The organism is Promicromonospora sp. CA-289599, assembly GCF_050936155.1.
Lineage (GTDB): Bacteria > Actinomycetota > Actinomycetes > Actinomycetales > Cellulomonadaceae > Promicromonospora.
This window is the reverse complement of record NZ_JBNJNI010000001.1, coordinates 2,885,991-2,902,367: the sequence shown is the minus strand read 5'-3', so window position 1 is coordinate 2,902,367 and position 16,377 is coordinate 2,885,991. Positions and strand designations below refer to the sequence as shown.

Below are 16,377 nucleotides of genomic sequence, written 5' to 3'. Positions count from 1 at the left end.
GCTGTCAACCGGTCGCTGTCACCTGTCGTCACCGTCGGCCGCAATCGGCGCCATCCCCGTCGCGCGCTCTCGGCGCTTCAGCCAGATGCCCACGACCAGCAGCACCGCGATCGCTATGTACGCCGAGGCGGCGAACGGGCTGGCGACCAGGTAGCTCAGGTCGCCCTGGCTGATCGCGAGGGAACGGCGCAGCCGGTCCTCCGCCATCGGGCCGAGGATCATGCCGACCACCAGCGGTGCGACGGGGTACCCGTAGCGCCGCATGAAGAACCCGGCGGCGCCGATGAGCACCAGGAGCAGCACGTCGACCGGCGAGAAGTTCAGCGCGTAGGAACCGAGCGCGCCGAACATGAGGATGCCCGCGTAGAGGTAGTGCCGCGGGATGCGCAGCACCTTCACCCACATGCCCACGAGCGGCAGGTTCAGCACGACGAGCATGAGGTTGCCGATGTACAGGCTCGCGATCAGCGCCCACACCAGCGCGGACTCGTTCATCATGAGCTGCGGGCCGGGCTGGATGCCGTAGGACTGGAACGCGACGACGATGATCGCCGCGGTCGCCGTCGTGGGCAGGCCGAGGGTGAGCAGCGGGACCAGCACACCCGCCGAGGCGGCGTTGTTCGCGGCTTCCGGACCTGCCACGCCCTCGATGGCGCCCTTGCCGAACTCCTTGCGGCGCTCCTTGGTGGCGAGCCGCTTCTCGGACGCGTAGGAGAGGAACGTCGCGACGTCGGCCCCGCCCGCCGGGATGGTGCCCACCGGGAAGCCGATGGCCGCGCCACGCAGCCACGGCTTCCACGAACGACGCCAGTCGTCCGGCTTCATCCAGGAGCGCCAGCCCTTCTCGATCGGGATGACCTTGATCGGTCCGTGCCGCATCCGGGAGCCCACGTACAGGGCCTCACCGACGGCGAACAGGCCGACGGCGACCACCACGACGTCGATCCCGTCGGCCAGGTTGGGCACACCGAACGTGAAGCGCTGCTGGCCCGTCAGGGTGTCGGTGCCGACCAGCCCGAGGAACAGGCCGAGGGCGAGCGACGCGAGGCCACGCGGGACCGAGGACCCGATCAGGGCGCCCACGGTGATGAACGCGACCACCATGAGGGCGAAGTAGTCGGGATCGCCCAGCTGGACCGCCACGTCGGCGATCACTGGCGCCATGAACGTGAGCGCGACCGTGGCGATCGTGCCCGCCACGAACGAGCCGATGGCCGCGGTGGCGAGAGCCGCGGCGCCGCGCCCGGCGCGCGCCATCTTGTTGCCCTCGATCGCCGTGACTATCGAGGCGGACTCACCGGGTGTGTTGAGCAGGATCGACGTCGTCGAGCCGCCGTACATGCCGCCGTAGTAGATGCCGGCGAAGGTGATGATCGCCGCCGTCGGCTCCAGCGTGTAGGTCAGCGGGAGGAGCAGTGCGATGGCCATGGCCGGGCCGATGCCCGGCAGCACGCCGACCGCCGTGCCGATGAACACGCCGAGCAGTGCCCACAGCAGGTAGACCGGGTGCAGGACGGTGGCGAACCCCTCGAGCAGTGCGGAGAAGTTATCCATGGAGGAACGGCACCCCTTCGAGCAGCGGGCCGGGCGGGAGCGAGAGCCCCAGCAGCCCACCGAAGATCAGTTGGACGACCAGGCCCAGCACGAGCCCGGCCAGGGCCGCGCGCCACCACGGGCGCGCGCCCAGGATCATCGCGGCAGCCGCGAACAGGACCATCGCGGCGAACGGCCAGCCGATGACGTTGATCAGGAACACGTGGACCACCAGGGCGACCACGAGCAGGACCACCGTCAGCCAGTCGGTGCGGACGGTGGGATCGACGTCCTCGCCGCCCTCCTCCTCACCGCCCCGGCCGCTCACGACCAGGAGGACCAGCACCACGCCGATGACGGTGAGCAGCCCGCCCACCAGGTACGGGAAGGCCCGCGGCCCCAGCGTGTTGGTCGAGCTGGGCACGGTGATGCTCCCCGCGGCAACCAGCACGTACACGCCGAGCACGGTCGTGGCCACGGCCAGGACGAGCTCGCCCCATCGACGGCGCGGCGGCCCTGCGGCCCCCGGCTCGAGCCTGTCCGACGGCGGAGGGCCGGCCTCCGCCGTCGGCTCACCCGGTGTTGTGGGCGCGAGGGGCGCCGCGTCGTCGGGCCTCACTGGATGAGACCGATGTCCTGGAGCACCACCTGGATCTCAGAGATGTTCCCCTCGAGGTACGTGTCGAACTCGTCGCCCGCGAGGAAGGCGTCGTCCCAGCCCTTCTCCTCGAGGGTGGCCTGCCACGCCTCGGACCCGGCGAGCTCGGTGACGGCGGTGGTCAGCGCCTCCTTGTCGGCCTCCTCGATGTTGCCCGGGGCGACCACGCCACGCCAGTTGGTGAGGACGACGTCGTACCCGGCCTCGGTGAGGGTCGGGGTGTCGGGCAGGGCGTCGACGCGCTCCTCGCCGGACACCGCGAGCGCACGGACCTCGCCGGCCGCTACCTGCTCGGCGTACTCGCTGACACCCGAGATGCCCGCGCTCACGTTGTTGCCGAGCAGCGCCGCCAGCGACTCGCCACCGCCCGAGTAGGCGATGTAGTTCAGCTTGTTCGCGATGTGCTCCGACGGCATGCCCGAGGCCTGGAGCAGCATCCCCGCGAGGATGTGGTCCGTGCCGCCGGCGGACCCGCCGGTGATCGACACGTCCTTGCCGTTCTCCGTGATGTCCTCGACGAGGTCGTCGACGCTCTTGTACGGCGAGTCCGCCGGGACCACGATGACCTCCTGCTCCTCCGTGAGGCGCGCGATCGGGGTGGTGTGCTCGATCCGGGCCTGCGCCTCGTTGGTCTCGACAGCCCCGACCATGACCAGGCCCATCACGAGCAGGGTGTTCGGGTCCGTGGCGTTGGCGATGTTCGCCAGGCCGACCGTGCCGCCCGCACCGTCGACGTTGGTCACCGTCGCGTTGCCGACCAGCCCTTCCTCCTGCATGTCGGCCTGCATGGCACGGCCCGTCTGGTCCCAGCCGCCGCCCGGACCCGCCGGGACCACGATGCTGAGGTCGTCGATGGCCGCGTCGCCGCCACCACCACCGCCTGCCTCCAGGGCCGAGCAGCCCGCGAGGGTGAGGGCCAGAACTATCCCGAACGGGGCAGCCCCGGTTCGCATGACGCGCATGTCTTCTCCTTTGAGCGGATGCGGCAGATTGAAAGTCGCGAGAGGGTGAGCCGGTTACCGGCCACGTCGCCCGTGCTCGGCTCACCTCGGCGTGAGCGTAGGGAGCACCCCCTCGGCGGGCCGGGTTGTGGTCGCAACGAAGGTTGTGGTCGTTTTGTTCACAGCCCCTCGGCTACCGCACCTGCCGCCACCCGGTGCACACTGGCGTCCGTGAGAAGAGCGATGACGCTCCGAGCACAGCTGCTGATGCTGCAGGTCGTCATAGTGCTCGTGCTCGTCTGCACCACCGGTCTCGTGGCGTCCACCCTGCAGGAGCGCCAGCTCCGTGATGCCTACGTCGACCGGATGACCGGGGTGGCGCAGTCGGTCGCGCACCTGCCCGCCATCCTCGACGCGTACGACGACAAGGACCCGTCCGCCACGATCCAGCCGATCGCCGAGGTCATCCGCGAGGCCTCGGAGGTGACCTACGTGGTCGTCACCGACGAGAACGGCGTCCGCTACTCCCACCCCGACCCCGAGCAGATCGGGCGGCGCGTCTCCACCGACCCCTCCGTACCGCTGTCCGGGCACGTGTGGACCGGCACCCAGACCGGGACGCTCGGCACGTCCTGGCGCGTCAAGGTGCCGGTCTTCGGCCACGCCGCCGACGACGCCGCTCCCGCCCTCGTCATCGGCTCCGCCAGCGTCGGCATCCTCGAGTCCGAGCTGCGCGCCGAGCTGAACGACGACCGCGGCTGGCTGCTCGGGACGCTCGCGGTCGCCGCGGCGATCGGCGTGCTGTGCGCGGCCTGGGTGACCCGCCTCGTCCGCCGCCGGATCTACCTGCTCGAGCCGGAGGACATCGCGGGGCTCCTGGAGACCCGCGGCCTCACCGACGCGCTGCGCTCCCAGTCGCACGAGTTCGCCAACACCGTGCACGTGATCTCCGGGCTGCTGGAGCTGGGCCGCACCGAGGAGGCGGTCGCGTTCATCGAGCGGTCGGGCTACGGCGGGCTGCTCACCTCGTCCGCCGTGGCGCCGGGCGTGCGGTCCCCCGAGCTCGCGGCGCTGCTCCTGGTCAAGACGATCACGGCACGGGAGCGGGGGGTGACCCTCGACGTCGACGACGCGTCGGCGCTCGACCCGCCCACCACGCCGGAGGCCTCGTCCCTGCACACGGACGTGCTCGTCGTGCTCGGGAACCTCATCGACAACGCGGTCGACGCAGTCGGCCCGGAGGGCCGGGTCCGCGTGCTGCTGCAGGTCGACGACGATCTCCTGTGCCTCCAGGTGGACGACGACGGCCCCGGGATCCCCGCCACCCTGCACCACCAGGTGTTCAAGGCAGGCTTCTCCACGAAGGTGCGTGGTGACCGCGAGCACAGCCGCGGCATCGGCCTGGCGCTGGTCCGGCGTGTGGTGGACCGGCGCGACGGCGAGGCGGTCATCGGCACCGGCGACCTCGGCGGGGCGCGGATCACCGTCGAGCTGCCGTTGCCCGCGTCGGGGGCGTCGGGGTCTAGGGCGTCAGCGTCGGCGGAGGCCGAGCGCACCCCGGCCGCCGCGGGAACCAGGGAGACGACATCATGACCGAGCAGGCACGGACGCTGGTCGTCGAGGACGACCCCGCGGTCGCCGTCGTGCACCGGGGGTTCGTGGAGAGCCACCCGCGGTTCGTCGTGGTGGGCGAGGCCCGGAACGGCGCCGACGCGCTGCAGCTGGCGTCCGCCCTGCGCCCCGACCTGATCCTGCTCGACCTGCACCTGCCGGACATCGGCGGGCTCGACGTGCTCCGACGGCTGCGGCTGCTGCCCGGCCCGCCCGTCGACGTCGTCGCCACCACCGCCGCACGCGAGCTGGACAGCGTGCGGCAGGCGATGGCCGGGGGCGTCGTCGCCTACCTGGTCAAGCCGTTCACGTCCGCCGCGCTGCGCGAGCGGCTCGACGAGGTGTGGCAGCGGCGCGAGGACGTACGCCGCGCCCAGACCACCCTCGACCAGGACGAGGTGGACCAGCTCCTGGCCGGGCCGCGGACCGCCACCACCCTGCCGCCCAAGGGGCTCTCCGAGCGGAGCCGGACCCTGGTCCAGGAGGCTCTCGGCCGGCTGTGCGGCACGGCGGAGGACGCGTCGGCGGCCGAGGTCGCCGAGTCGGTCGGCATGTCGCGGGTCAGCGCCCGCCGCTACCTGGAGCACCTGGTCGCTGAAGGGCACGCGCAGGTCAGCCCCCGATACGGCTCGACGGGCCGTCCGGAGAACCGCTACCGCCCGACGTGACCTCCGCGAACCATCAGACCGGAGCGGTCAGCGGGTCCGGGGTCGGATGGACCTGGCCGGTCGCCGTGTCGTACGCGAAGCCCTCGCGGACCCGGTACTCGAAGCCGCCGATCATCTCCTTGACCTCGTAGCCGAGCTTGGCGAACTCGAGCGCGGCCTTGGTCGCCCCGTTGCAGGCCGGGCCCCAGCAGTACACGACGACGGGCTTCCCTCGATCGATGGACTGCTCCGCGCGCAGGCGCACCTTGCCACCAGGCAGGTGCACCGCGCCGGGGATGTGGCCCTGGTTCCAGGACTCCGGAGACCGGACGTCGACCAGGGTGAACGGGGTACCCGCGGCCAGCGCGGAGTGGACGTCGCTGACGTCGGTCTCGAAGGCGAGCCGCCCGGCGAAGTGCGCGACTGCGGCGGAGGTGTCCTGGGAGGTCGTCATAGCCAGAGTGTGCGGATCCCAGGGTGTCGGCGACAAGGGGGCGCGTCCCCACACTCTCTGAAGCGTCCGTAAGCCGCGCTACTCCGAGGGTCCCTGGTCACGCCGGGCGCGTCGGCGGCGAGCGCGGGTAGCAGATGTCACCGGTGTCGAGCCAGTCCTGAGCCCAACGCAGTCATGCGGACGACCCTGGCGGCAGTTCCAAGCCACCCCTGGTCAGGCGCTGAGACGGTCCTTCGTCGGGCGGGCGCTGCCGCCGTTCTTCAGGCGGGTCGTGTCCGGGCCGCTGCTGTGCTTGGTGTAACGCTGCCGGGCAGCCTCACCCGTCGTGCCAAGCACCATGCCGATCTTGTGCCACGAAAGCTTTGCTGCACGGGCCGCACCTATCGCATCGTGCATCACCTCGTCGGCCTGCCGCAGCAGGAGTTCGCGCTCCGCCATGGCGCGGGTGAGCACTACCTGAGGCGGCAGTTCGTCGGCTCCGACGTCATAGACCTCGGCCGTGTCGATGTCGAAATTCTCGAAGCGGCGCTCGATCTCGGCGAGCTCCTTGGGCGTAAGTTCAGACATAGGTTTCACCTCCTGCGTCGCCGCGGCTTCTCCGCGAGGTACTTTTCCCGCGCTGGGTACATCGCGTGCGCGACGATCTCGCGCCCGTTGCGCTGGATGGTGCCCACCTCCATGATCCGCCCGGCTCTGTCCGGACCGATGTACATGGTCATTCCGTCCGACTGCACGATCACACGGATCGCTTTCGCGATCACGTGCAGAAGGTCCTCGTCGGCATAGCCGCGCTTGCGTGCGCTGTCGATGATGACCAGTTCCGTACTCATATTACAAGCCTAAGTTGGCAACTGCAACATGCCAAGTTGAACTTGTCATCCTATGGTCGATGACGCCTCAGTCCGTCATGGCCTCGCGCAGGAACCGGACGACCCGGCGCGCCCGGAACATGAGCGCGTAGCCGATGGCGATCACGTGGCCCACGACGCGCATCGTCTCGTTGACCGCACCCTCCAGCAGCGTGTCCTCGTCGTCGACCACGCCGTCCCTGGCCGACCGCAGGCTGAGGATCTTCGCCCGGTCGTCCGGGCCCAGTTCTTCCAGAAGCTTCGGCACCGTCGACAGCGACTGCGCGAAGGGCGCGTTGCGCACGAGGACCGGCTTGATGATGTCCTCGGGTTCGAGGAACTTCCCGGCGATGATGATGACGGCGACCACCGAGCGCCGTCGGGCGTAGGCCGCGAGAACCGCACCCGCGCCGGCGGACGCACCCATGAGTGCCACGCGCTCGCCGCGCTGCTCATAGCGCTCGATCATCTCGTCCAGGCGGTCCAGGCGGTCCTGGAACGAGGCGTCCGAGGACCAGCGGACGCGGAACATCGTGGTGCGCACGCCGAGCGCACGCCAGGTGCGCAGCGCCTCGCGCTGGAGGTGCACCAGGGGTGGCAGCCGGTCGCCGAGCCCGGGCACGAAGATCACGCGGATCGGCGCCTTCCCGGTCCGCGTGATCGCGCGGCGCGCGGCGTCGTCGAGCCCCGCGAGATCGTCGTCGCCGCTGGTTGTCTGCTCGCTCATGTCGCGCAGAGGCTACACGGGTACGGATCAGACCCACAGGTCAACGAAGTGACCTGTGGGCCTGACTCGGAACTCAACGGTTGAGGAAGGGCCGCAGCTCCGGGCTGTCGAGCTCGAGTGGCCTCACGGAACGCGCTCGCGCCTTGAGCGTCTCCAGGTCCGCCCCGGAGTCCGAGAGCCAGTAGCGAACACCGTCCTTCTCCCACCGAAGGCTCGGGGGGTTGCCTGACACACCCGGTATGCCCCCGCTGTACAGGGCAATTCCCCCGTCGAACGCGACCGCCCTGTAGTCACGCCCGTCGGCGATCGCCGCCTCGATGGGAGTCGTGACGGGCCACCACGCCCACAGGTACGGCGAGTTCTCGTCGTGCCACATCCTCCAGAGGTACAGCGTCGTCCCTGGCTCGGTCTCCGGAGACTCCACCCTCTCGAACCCGTCGGGCACCGGACCCGTCACCGAGCCATCCTCGCCGTAGTCGAGACTGTTCAGGATGGCCCGGAACTCCTCGACCGAGACCCCGCCGGCCTCGGCGTACCACGGGTAGCCGCTCTCGTCGGTCCACGTCAGGTGGTGGTCCCCAGAGCCCGTGGTTCCCACCTCTGCTTCGACCAGGGACGTGCCGGGGGTAGGCGGAAGAGGGCCCGGCAGCCTTTCGTACACGACGACGGCTCGGTCGTCGGCCGGGTCAGCGAAGACCGCGGACGCGACAGCTCCCGCGCACTCCGACGGTGCGCCCTGCAGCGTCGGCGGTGCGGTCACCGGAACATCAGGCAAGGTCCAGCCGGAATCTATGAGGCCTCGCCACTCCGACGAAGGGATCTCCTCGGTCGAGTCGGCACTCATGTTCGAGTCGTCACAGTGCGCGGTCGACTCCTCCCCGGGCCTTACCAACGGCGACGCCTGCGGCATGCGGGGGTCGGGTGCGCCGACCGGCTGATCGACATCCCTGACCAGGACCGCGCCGACAACGCCGGCCACGACCAGCAGCACACCAGCCGTCAGCGCGACGAGGGCCCTACCCCCGGCCCCAGCGCGGCGTGGACGCGACGTATCAGGACGTGCCCCGCCGTGCAGCGGGAACGCGAGGGCCGTCCGCTCGGTGCGCAGGCCTCGCTCAAGGGCCGCCCGCGCGGCCTCCAGCCCTGCGGCATCCACCGGACCGGTCGGTGCCAGCTCGCGCAGCTCGTTGTCCGACGTGCGGTTCATCGGGTCCTCCTCGCGGTTCGGTCAGCAGCTGTGTCGATCGGCGCGGACGAGGACTCTTCCCCGCGGGGCATCGGCAGGTCGGGAAGGACGGCGCTCGCCGAATCAAGCCGACGACGCGCCCGTGACAGCCGCATCTTGAAGGCGGCCACGGAGCATCCGGCCACCCGTGCCGCATCCTTCGGCGCGAGCCCGTCCCACCCCGTGAGGAGCAGCGCCTCGCGGTCCTTCGGTGGAAGCCCGAGAAGTGCCGAGATCAGCGCGTCGCGCCGGCTCACCGTCAGCACGGTGTCCTCCGTCACGCGTGCAACACGCTCCAGCCGGACGAGCTGTTCCTCGACCGCGCTCCGCCGTCGGGCGGCACGGCGCTGGTTGCGCACCACGTTGCGCGCCACGACCAGGAGCCAGGGCAGAGGGTCGCCGGGCACGCCGGCAAGGCGACGCCACGCGACGAGGAAGGTCTCGGACACCACCTCCTGCGCGTCGTGCGGATCCACGTGCCGCAGGGCATATGCCTGTACTCGCCATGCGTAGGAGCGCCAGAGCTCGCTGATCCGGTCCTCGTCCGACGGGGGATCGCCGTCGGACAGACTTCGTATGGTCGTCACGTCTCTGCAATGTCCGCTCGGGCGTCGGGGTAACAAGCACCCTGACGATCTCACCCTCAGCCCGCGACGTGTCAGGCCCACAGGTCACCGGAGTGACCTGTGGGTCTGACATCTGGGGCCGGTGTCAGCGGACGCCGTACGCCCGGATCACCGTCTGCTGGACGGTGCCGCCCGACTTGTCCTTCGCGCTGACGCGGACCGAGACGTGCTCGGTGCCGGCCGGTACGTCGAGGCCCGCGGTGTAGACGCCCTTAGCGGTGCGGCGCAGCGTGGCCTTCTGCCAGGTCGCGCCGTCGTCGGCCGACCACCACAGGCTCGCCCCGGTGACCTTGCTCCCGGTGCTGCCCGCCTGGTGGCCGACGGTCACCGTGGCGGTGGTCCGCCGCGGCGCCTCGTTCCTCAGGTCCGTGCCCTTGACCGCGTAGGCGACGTCGAGGGCCGGCAGGTGTACCGGCTCGGCAGCGGAGCCGCCCGGCGCGGTGTGGAAGTTCCACTCCGTGCGCACCTGCGTGGACCTGCCCCACCAGGGCGCCTCCTGCGCCGCACTGAGCATCACACGGTGGTCGGCGCCCCCGGCGGGGATAGGCACCCGCGCCGACGGGTAGGTGTTGTCGGCGACGGCGGCGCCGTCCTGCCAGACGCGGAGCCGCGTGGTGTCCCCGCCGAACGGCTCGAACGGATGCCTGCCCGCGTCGCTCCAGGGGGTGAGGCCGAGGGCGAGCGTGCGCCCCGCGGTGGTGATCGATCCCTCGCCGAGCCGGGTGCTCAGCACCGCGCCACCGACGGTCGTCCGCGCCTTCTCCCGCGGCGCGTACTCCCGGGGCTCGCTCTTGAAGTAGCCCTGGTCGGCCTCCTCCGCGCCCGCGTAGACCTCGTGGCCCCACGCGACGCCGTTCGCGCTCACGTACTCCGTACGCCGGCCAGCGGTCGCGACCGGGCTGGCCACCGCCGAGCCCCAGAGATGATCGGCCGCGAAGCCGACCCGGGCGCTCGCGTTCCGGTGGTCCGCGCCGAGCGCCGCGTAACCGGTGGTGATCGCCGCGGTGTTCCGCCCCGTCGCCCGGAACTTGAACGTGTCCACCACCTCCTGCGCGTACAGGAGGTCATAGGTGTACGACGGCGCACGGCTCGCGCTCGACGGTCCGGTCAGGACGAAGTGTGTCTGCAGGTCGTGCTCACCGATGGTGACCGCAGCCGTGGTGGGCGTCGCGTAGACCTTCGCTCCGGCGGTGACCACCATCCCGAAACCGTAGGGTTCGCCGTCGGCCGCGGTCCGGGTGTCGTCCAGCGCGAGCCAGGTGAGGTCCGCGGGCCGCTCGGTGGTGGCCGTCAGTTCCCGTGCCTTCCGCGCGTCGAGGACCAGCGCCGTGTCGTCGGCCACCTCGATCTCGGGGTGCAGCACGGCGATCGCCTCGGACACGACGAACTCCTCGTCTGCCGTCCACAGGAAGCCCGTGACCGAGTACTTGCCCGGCGGGACCCGCAGGTCGACGCCCTCGGCGCCGATCTCCAGGTGCTCGCTGAACAGGGCGGGGTCGTCGACGTTCACGATGCGGACGGTGGACGAACCGGCGTGCGGCTTGCCGTCGCGCCCGACCGCGTCGATGTCGAGGTCCGCCAGGTCGGGCTCCTTGTAGTAGCCGAGCGGAGTACGGATCTCCTGGCCGTCCGGTCCGGTAGCGGTGACGGCGCCCGAGTAGCGGCGCTCGACGGCGCCGACCGTCGTGTCCACCCGGACGTCGACGGTCGCGGTGCCCTGCGCCGGGACGGTCAGCGTGCTCGAGCTGAGCCGCACGGCCCGCGCCGGCAGGGGCTTGCCGTCCTGGCGGGTCGCCGTGACCGCGAGGTCGAGGGTGATCGCCGTGTCGGTGCCGTTCTCATAGGTGAGCGTCCGCGTCACCTTGCCCTTCTGCGGAAACTCCAGCCCACCGAACGACAGCGAGGCGGGAGACGCCAGGACCGGCAGCTCCAGCGCTGCGGGCAGGTAGATGCGCCCGGCACCCTCGTCGAACACGCCACCGCTCGTGTGCTGGGCAGAGCCCATGAGCACTGCCTTGAGCTGCTGCGCCGACAGGTCGGGGCGGGCCTGCTTGAGGACCGCCGCCGCGCCCGCCACGTGCGGAGCCGCCATCGACGTACCGCTCCAGGCGACGTACTCGCCCGTCCCCGACTCCGGCTTCGTGCCGACGGCGCGTGCCGCGACGATCTCGACTCCCGGCGCGGTGACGTCCGGCTTGATCGCCTGGTCGAGCGCTCGCGGGCCGCGGCTGGAGAAGGTGGCGACGTCGTCGGCGTCGTCCACGGCGCCCACCGTCAGGGCGGAGCTCGCCGCCCCGGGGGTGGCCACCGTCCCGTACTCGCCGTCGTTGCCTGCCGCGACGACGAAGAGGGTCCCGTGCCGGGCAGTCAGCGTGTCGAGGGCCACGGAGGTCGGGTCGGTGCCGTCCGTGTAGTTCTCGAACTCGCCGAGGCTCATGTTCACGACGTCGGCGCCCTTGCCTGCGGCCCACTCCATGCCGTCGACGACCGACGACATCTCGCCGCCGCCGAACTCGTCGAGCACCTTGCCGACGAGCAGGTCGGCCCCCGGCGCGACGCCACGGTTCGTGCCGTCCGACGCGTCGCCGGAGCCCAGCGTGATCGAGGCCACGTGCGTGCCGTGGCCGTAGAGGTCGTTGGTGTTCCCGGAGCCGGTGAAGTCCTTGGCCCCGACCACGACGTCGTCCAGGTCCGGGTGGGTGCGGTCGAGGCCCGAGTCGAGCACCGCCACCGTCACGCCCTCCCCGGTGTAGCCCGCTTCCCAGGCCGCGGGGGCGCCGATCTGGGGCATCGAGTCCTCGTCGAGCGCCTGGACGGGTGCGTCCAGCCACACCTTGACCTCGGGTGCGGCCGAGCGGGCTGCCGCCCTCGTCGTGTCGCGCCGCAGTCCGGCGAGCAGGTCGGCGGCGGCCGCGCGGTCCAGGTCCGCGGAGATCGCCCCGGCCGACTCGAGCGTCCGCTCCGGCTCCAGGCCGAGCGCCGCCCAGTCGGGCTGCGGCCGGTCCTGCGCCCTGCGCTCGCTCGGCCTCGGGTCCCCCGCGAGGGACGCGTCCCGCCCCGCGACTGCTTCCTGCGCCACGGCGGCGTCCTGCACGATGACCGGGACGGTGTCCCGGTGCGCGTCGTCGTACCCGGCCGCGACCAGGCCCGAGACGTTGAACAGCGCACGGTCCACCCGGTCGGGCACGAGGCCCGCGACGTCGGCGGGGATCACGTACAGCCGGTCGCCCTCGGTGATCCGCTGGAAGGCCATGCCCTCGCGTCCCTCGCCTGGCGTGACGGCCGCCGAGCTGCGCCCGTCGGCATGCCGGGTGAGCGTGACCCGGTCCCCGGTGATCAGGGTGACGGACGCGGTGGTCGGGGTGCCCGGCCCCGTCAGTGCCGCGGGCTCGACGGCAGCGCCGTCACCGTCCGCTCCCGCCGCGGCGGCGCCGAGCGTCCACGCCGGTACCCCCGCCCCCATCGCGACCGCTACGGCGAACGCCGCCGCTGCTGCGCCTGTTCTGGCACGCATCTGCTGTCTCCTTCGTGAGAAGCCGGCGGCATGAAATGCCACCTCACGGGGGACAACGCGCGAGGAGCACAGAAGGTTGGGCGAAAGATTCGGCGTTGTGCCTGCTCAGCGCACCAGGAGGGGCGTCGCGTCGCGGAGGCGGCGCGTGTACTCGTGCTGCGGGGTGTCGTAGACCTCGGCGGTGGGACCCTGCTCCACGATCAGGCCGTCGCGCATCACCGCCACGTGGTCGCAGACGTGCCGCACCACGCCCAGGTCGTGCGACACGAGCAGAAGTGTCAGGTCGTGCTCGTCCGCGAGCCGCGCGAGCAGGTCCAGGACCTGCCGCCGGACGGAGACGTCGAGCGCGCTGACCGGCTCGTCCGCCACGAGGATGCGCGGCCTGCACACGAGCGCCCGCGCGATGGCGATGCGCTGGCGCTGCCCGCCCGAGAACTGGTGCGGGTACCGCTCGGTCGCGTCGAGCGGCAGGCCGACGGCGTCCAGCATCTCCCGCACCACGTCCCGCCGGGCAGCTGCCGTCCGCGGGCCACCGGCCCGGACGTTCGCGGGGTTGAGGAGCGGCTCCGCCACGATGTCGCCCACCGTCATGCGGGGGTCGAGCGAGCCGTACGGGTCCTGGAAGACGACCTGCAGGGCCGCACGCAGGCCGCCCAGCCCGGCCCCCGCAGCCGCACCACCGGTCGAGCCTGCCGAGACCCCGTCCGCGCCGATCCGCACCCCGGCACTCGTCACGTGCCCGGACGTCGGCCGGTCCAGCCCCGCCACGATCCGCAGCAGGGTCGACTTGCCCGAACCGGACTCGCCCACTATCCCGAACCGCTGCCCCTCCTGGACCTCCAGCGAGACACCCCGCAGCGCGTGCACCACCTCGCCGCGGCTCGGATAGGTACGGGTCACGTCCGCGACGCGGATCAGCGGTTGCCGGGCCTCCTGGGGTGCGGCCGACCGCCGCGGCTCCAGGGCCGACGCCGCCAGCAGCCGCTTCGTGTACTCGTGCCGCGGGTGCGCGAACACCTCGGCGACGGGGCCTTCCTCGACCACCACACCCTCGAGCAGCACCACCACCCGCTCGCAGACCTGGGACACCACCGCCAGGTCGTGCGTGATGAACAGCAGCCCCGCACCCCGGTCCTCGACGAGCCGCACCATCAGGTCCAGCACCTGGCGCTGCACGGTGACGTCGAGGGCCGTCGTCGGCTCGTCCGCCACGAGCACGGCCGGGTCGTTGGCCAGCGCCATCGCCAGTCCCACCCGCTGGCGCTGCCCGCCGGACAGCTCGTGCGGGTAGCGCCCGGCGGCGCCCTCCGGCAGTCCCACCTCGGCCAGCAGCTCGCCGGCGCGCCGCGTCGCCGTCCGGCTCGTCGTCCCGTGCAGCGTCATCGCCTCGGCGACCTGGCGGCCCACCCGCATCAGCGGGTTCAGCGCTGTCATCGGCTCCTGGAAGACCATCGACGCCGCCTCGCCGCGCAGCCGGGCCATGGCTTGCTCGCCCCGCTCCAGCAGGTTCCCGGGCACGCCGGCGAGTCGCACCTGACCGGCGGCCGCGACGCCGTCGGGCAGCAGGCCCAGCGCCGCGAGCGCCGTCATGGTCTTGCCCGATCCGGACTCGCCGATCAGGCCGACGCGCTCGCCGGGGGCGACCCGGAGGGAGACCTCGGAGAGGAGCGGGCGGCCGCTGCTGGTACGGACCGTGAGGTCGCGGATGTCGAGGGCGGCGGGTTGCTGGGGCTCGTCGTGCGGTCGGGGGGTCTCGACAGGCTCGACCACCGGACGGGCAGGCTCGACCGACGATCCGGGGTCGACGGCGGAGAGGCGGGGGTCGAAGACGTCGCGCAGGCCGTCGCCCAGCAGGTTGAACCCGAGCACCGCCACCGCTATCGCGACGCCGGGCACCATCGCGAGGTGGTCGGCGACGCCGAGGAACTGCTGGGACTCCTGCAGCATGCGGCCCCACGACGGCGTCGGCGGGGGTGTGCCCAGGCCGAGGAAGGACAGCCCTGCCTCGGCGAGCACGGCGATCGCGAAGTTCACGGAGCACTGCACCATCACCATGCCGCCGATGTTGGGCAGCACGTGCCGTGCGGCGATGGCGAGCTCGCCGCGGTTCGCGGCCCGGGCGGCGAGCACGTAGTCGGACCGCACGACCTGCAGCGTCCCGCCGCGGGCGACGCGGGCGAAGGCGGGGATCGAGCCGATGCCGAGCGCGACCATCGCCGTCACGGTGCCCGCGCCGTAGACGGCGCCGAGAACTATCGCGAGCAGGAGCCCGGGGAAGGCGAGGAGGATGTCGCCGCCCCGCATGAGGAGGGCGCCGAGCCGCCCGCCGCGCATTCCCGCGAGCACGCCGAGCGGCACGCCGACCACCGCCGCGATGCCCACCGCCACCAGGCCGACCAGCAGGGTGATCTGCGCGCCCGCCATGACCTGCGAGAGCACGTCGCGGCCGAACCGGTCGGTACCGAGCCAGTGCCCGGCCCCTGGCGGGAGGAGGCGTTCGGCGCCGGCATGCTCGGGGTCGTACGGCGTCCAGACGAGGGAGACCAGGGCCGTGACGACGACCAGCCCGACCAGCACCGCACCGATCACGAGCTGGGGGTGCACGCGTGCGCGGCGGACCGGGCCGGTCATGACGCCCTCCTGAGCCGGGGGTCCAGCAGGGTGTAGGCGAGGTCGACCAGGAAGTTCAGCAGCACCACGAGCACGACGAGCACCGCCACTATCGACTGCACTGCGAGCAGGTCACGGTTGCCCACCGAGTCGAGCAGCAGGCTGCCGAGGCCGGGCACGGCGAAGACCCGCTCGATCACGACGGCGCCGATCAGCATCGACGCGATCTGCACGCCCACCACGGTCACGATCGGCACGCCGGCGTTCCGCAGCCCGTGCCGCACCAGCGCGCCGGTGAACGTGAGTCCCTTGGCGCGGGCGGTCCGCAGGAAGTCCTCGCGCATGATCTCCAGGACGGCGCTGCGTACGTACCGCGTGATGATCGCGGCCTGCACGGAGCCCAGCGCGACGGCGGGCAGCAGCACGTGGCGCCAGAACTCACCGAACCCCTCGACGGGCGCCACCCACCCGCCCGAAGGCAGCCAGCCGAGCCGCACCGCGAACAGCGCCACGAGCAGCACGCCGACCAGAAAGTTCGGCACCGCCACACCCACCTGGCTCATCGCGGACAGCGCCACGCCACCCTCGTTCCGGTGCCAGACGGCGGCCAGCGTGCCCACGGGCACCGCCACCACCAGGGCGATCAGCATGCCGAGCAGCACGAGGATGCCCGTCACCTGCACCCGGTCGGCGACCAGGGGCGTGAGGTCCTGCGACGTCACGTAGCTCGTGCCGAGGTTCCCCGTGAGCAGGCCGCCCATCCACTCGAGGTACTGGGACAGAAGCGGCCTGTCGGTGCCGTGCTCGGCCCGCCAGGCCACGAGCGCCTCGGGGGACGCCTCGATCCCGAGCGCGACGACGGCTGGGTCGCCGGGCAGCACCCGCAGCAGCACGAAGATCGCCGCCGTCGCCACCAGGAGCGTGGCGACGAGCTGGGCGACGTGCGAGGCGATTTGTCTGGCCACGTGCGGTGTCCGGCGGCG

At 71.8% G+C, this 16,377-nt stretch carries 14 protein-coding genes; 2 read left to right on the top strand and 12 right to left on the bottom strand.

The window, feature by feature from the left end:
• Window positions 1–18 precede the first annotated feature (18 nt).
• The 3 genes from ACQEVI_RS12860 to ACQEVI_RS12850 are packed head-to-tail and all read right to left on the bottom strand — an operon-like array spanning window position 19 to window position 3,153.
• Entirely contained in the window at window positions 19–1,554 is a 1,536-nt protein-coding gene (locus ACQEVI_RS12860; RefSeq protein WP_432899175.1) for a tripartite tricarboxylate transporter permease, read from the bottom strand.
• Window positions 1,547–2,152 (bottom strand): tripartite tricarboxylate transporter TctB family protein, encoded by a 606-nt coding sequence (locus ACQEVI_RS12855; protein WP_432899173.1) that lies wholly within the window; start codon window positions 2,150–2,152, stop codon window positions 1,547–1,549. Before ACQEVI_RS12855 ends, ACQEVI_RS12860 begins: the two co-directional genes overlap by 8 nt.
• Complete coding sequence (locus ACQEVI_RS12850) at window positions 2,149–3,153, bottom strand: Bug family tripartite tricarboxylate transporter substrate binding protein (RefSeq protein WP_432899171.1); 1,005 nt, start codon at window positions 3,151–3,153, stop codon at window positions 2,149–2,151. Before ACQEVI_RS12850 ends, ACQEVI_RS12855 begins: the two co-directional genes overlap by 4 nt.
• A gap of 210 nt (window positions 3,154–3,363) precedes the next feature.
• On the opposite strand from ACQEVI_RS12850, the gene ACQEVI_RS12845 reads away from it, so the two are divergent.
• A complete protein-coding gene (locus ACQEVI_RS12845; RefSeq protein ID WP_432899169.1) occupies window positions 3,364–4,725 on the top strand; it encodes an ATP-binding protein in 1,362 nt (453 codons plus the stop codon).
• The gene (locus tag ACQEVI_RS12840) at window positions 4,722–5,411 is read left to right on the top strand and encodes a response regulator (protein ID WP_432899166.1); all 690 of its coding nucleotides are present in this window, start codon (window positions 4,722–4,724) and stop codon (window positions 5,409–5,411) included. The genes ACQEVI_RS12845 and ACQEVI_RS12840 overlap by 4 nt, the downstream gene beginning before the upstream one ends.
• Window positions 5,412–5,424: 13 nt before the next feature.
• Here ACQEVI_RS12840 and ACQEVI_RS12835 read toward each other — a convergent pair whose 3' ends face one another.
• The 9 genes from ACQEVI_RS12835 to ACQEVI_RS12795 all read right to left on the bottom strand — a co-directional run bounded on the left by ACQEVI_RS12835 (window position 5,425) and on the right by ACQEVI_RS12795 (window position 16,359).
• A complete protein-coding gene (locus tag ACQEVI_RS12835) occupies window positions 5,425–5,844 on the bottom strand; it encodes a rhodanese-like domain-containing protein (RefSeq protein WP_432899163.1) in 420 nt (139 codons plus the stop codon).
• Between the two features lie 213 nt (window positions 5,845–6,057).
• Window positions 6,058–6,411 carry a hypothetical protein gene (locus ACQEVI_RS12830; protein WP_432899160.1) on the bottom strand — a complete coding sequence of 118 codons (354 nt, stop codon included), beginning with the start codon at window positions 6,409–6,411 and terminating at the stop codon, window positions 6,058–6,060.
• 5 nt (window positions 6,412–6,416) lie between these two features.
• Complete coding sequence (locus ACQEVI_RS12825; protein WP_432899158.1) at window positions 6,417–6,674, bottom strand: hypothetical protein; 258 nt, start codon at window positions 6,672–6,674, stop codon at window positions 6,417–6,419.
• 67 nt (window positions 6,675–6,741) lie between these two features.
• Window positions 6,742–7,419, bottom strand: a complete 678-nt coding sequence (locus ACQEVI_RS12820; RefSeq protein ID WP_432899155.1) for a hypothetical protein — start codon at window positions 7,417–7,419, stop codon at window positions 6,742–6,744.
• A 73-nt stretch (window positions 7,420–7,492) separates the two neighbouring features.
• Window positions 7,493–8,626, bottom strand: coding sequence for a hypothetical protein (locus tag ACQEVI_RS12815; RefSeq protein WP_432899153.1), 1,134 nt, complete (start codon window positions 8,624–8,626; stop codon window positions 7,493–7,495).
• On the bottom strand, window positions 8,623–9,231 hold the full coding sequence (locus ACQEVI_RS12810; RefSeq protein WP_432899150.1) for an RNA polymerase sigma factor: 609 nt from the start codon (window positions 9,229–9,231) through the stop codon (window positions 8,623–8,625). The genes ACQEVI_RS12815 and ACQEVI_RS12810 overlap by 4 nt, the downstream gene beginning before the upstream one ends.
• Before the next feature lie 124 nt (window positions 9,232–9,355).
• On the bottom strand, window positions 9,356–12,784 hold the full coding sequence (locus tag ACQEVI_RS12805) for a S8 family serine peptidase (protein ID WP_432899148.1): 3,429 nt from the start codon (window positions 12,782–12,784) through the stop codon (window positions 9,356–9,358).
• A gap of 105 nt (window positions 12,785–12,889) precedes the next feature.
• Window positions 12,890–15,415: a dipeptide ABC transporter ATP-binding protein gene (locus ACQEVI_RS12800; RefSeq protein WP_432899146.1), complete on the bottom strand. Its 2,526-nt coding sequence runs from the start codon at window positions 15,413–15,415 to the stop codon at window positions 12,890–12,892.
• Window positions 15,412–16,359 carry an ABC transporter permease gene (locus ACQEVI_RS12795; RefSeq protein ID WP_432899143.1) on the bottom strand — a complete coding sequence of 316 codons (948 nt, stop codon included), beginning with the start codon at window positions 16,357–16,359 and terminating at the stop codon, window positions 15,412–15,414. The genes ACQEVI_RS12800 and ACQEVI_RS12795 overlap by 4 nt, the downstream gene beginning before the upstream one ends.
• Window positions 16,360–16,377 lie beyond the last annotated feature (18 nt).

What these genes read in the sequence shown, in the direction of transcription:
- ACQEVI_RS12800 (WP_432899146.1), bottom strand. Translation starts at nt 15,415, where the DNA reads ATGACCGGCCCGGTCCGCCGCGCACGCGTGCACCCCCAGCTCGTGATC.
- ACQEVI_RS12830 (WP_432899160.1), bottom strand. Translation starts at nt 6,411, where the DNA reads ATGTCTGAACTTACGCCCAAGGAGCTCGCCGAGATCGAGCGCCGCTTC.
- ACQEVI_RS12850 (WP_432899171.1), bottom strand. Translation starts at nt 3,153, where the DNA reads ATGCGCGTCATGCGAACCGGGGCTGCCCCGTTCGGGATAGTTCTGGCC.
- ACQEVI_RS12805 (WP_432899148.1), bottom strand. Translation starts at nt 12,784, where the DNA reads ATGCGTGCCAGAACAGGCGCAGCAGCGGCGGCGTTCGCCGTAGCGGTC.
- ACQEVI_RS12860 (WP_432899175.1), bottom strand. Translation starts at nt 1,554, where the DNA reads ATGGATAACTTCTCCGCACTGCTCGAGGGGTTCGCCACCGTCCTGCAC.
- ACQEVI_RS12820 (WP_432899155.1), bottom strand. Translation starts at nt 7,419, where the DNA reads ATGAGCGAGCAGACAACCAGCGGCGACGACGATCTCGCGGGGCTCGAC.
- ACQEVI_RS12825 (WP_432899158.1), bottom strand. Translation starts at nt 6,674, where the DNA reads ATGAGTACGGAACTGGTCATCATCGACAGCGCACGCAAGCGCGGCTAT.
- ACQEVI_RS12835 (WP_432899163.1), bottom strand. Translation starts at nt 5,844, where the DNA reads ATGACGACCTCCCAGGACACCTCCGCCGCAGTCGCGCACTTCGCCGGG.
- ACQEVI_RS12840 (WP_432899166.1), top strand. Translation starts at nt 4,722, where the DNA reads ATGACCGAGCAGGCACGGACGCTGGTCGTCGAGGACGACCCCGCGGTC.
- ACQEVI_RS12815 (WP_432899153.1), bottom strand. Translation starts at nt 8,626, where the DNA reads ATGAACCGCACGTCGGACAACGAGCTGCGCGAGCTGGCACCGACCGGT.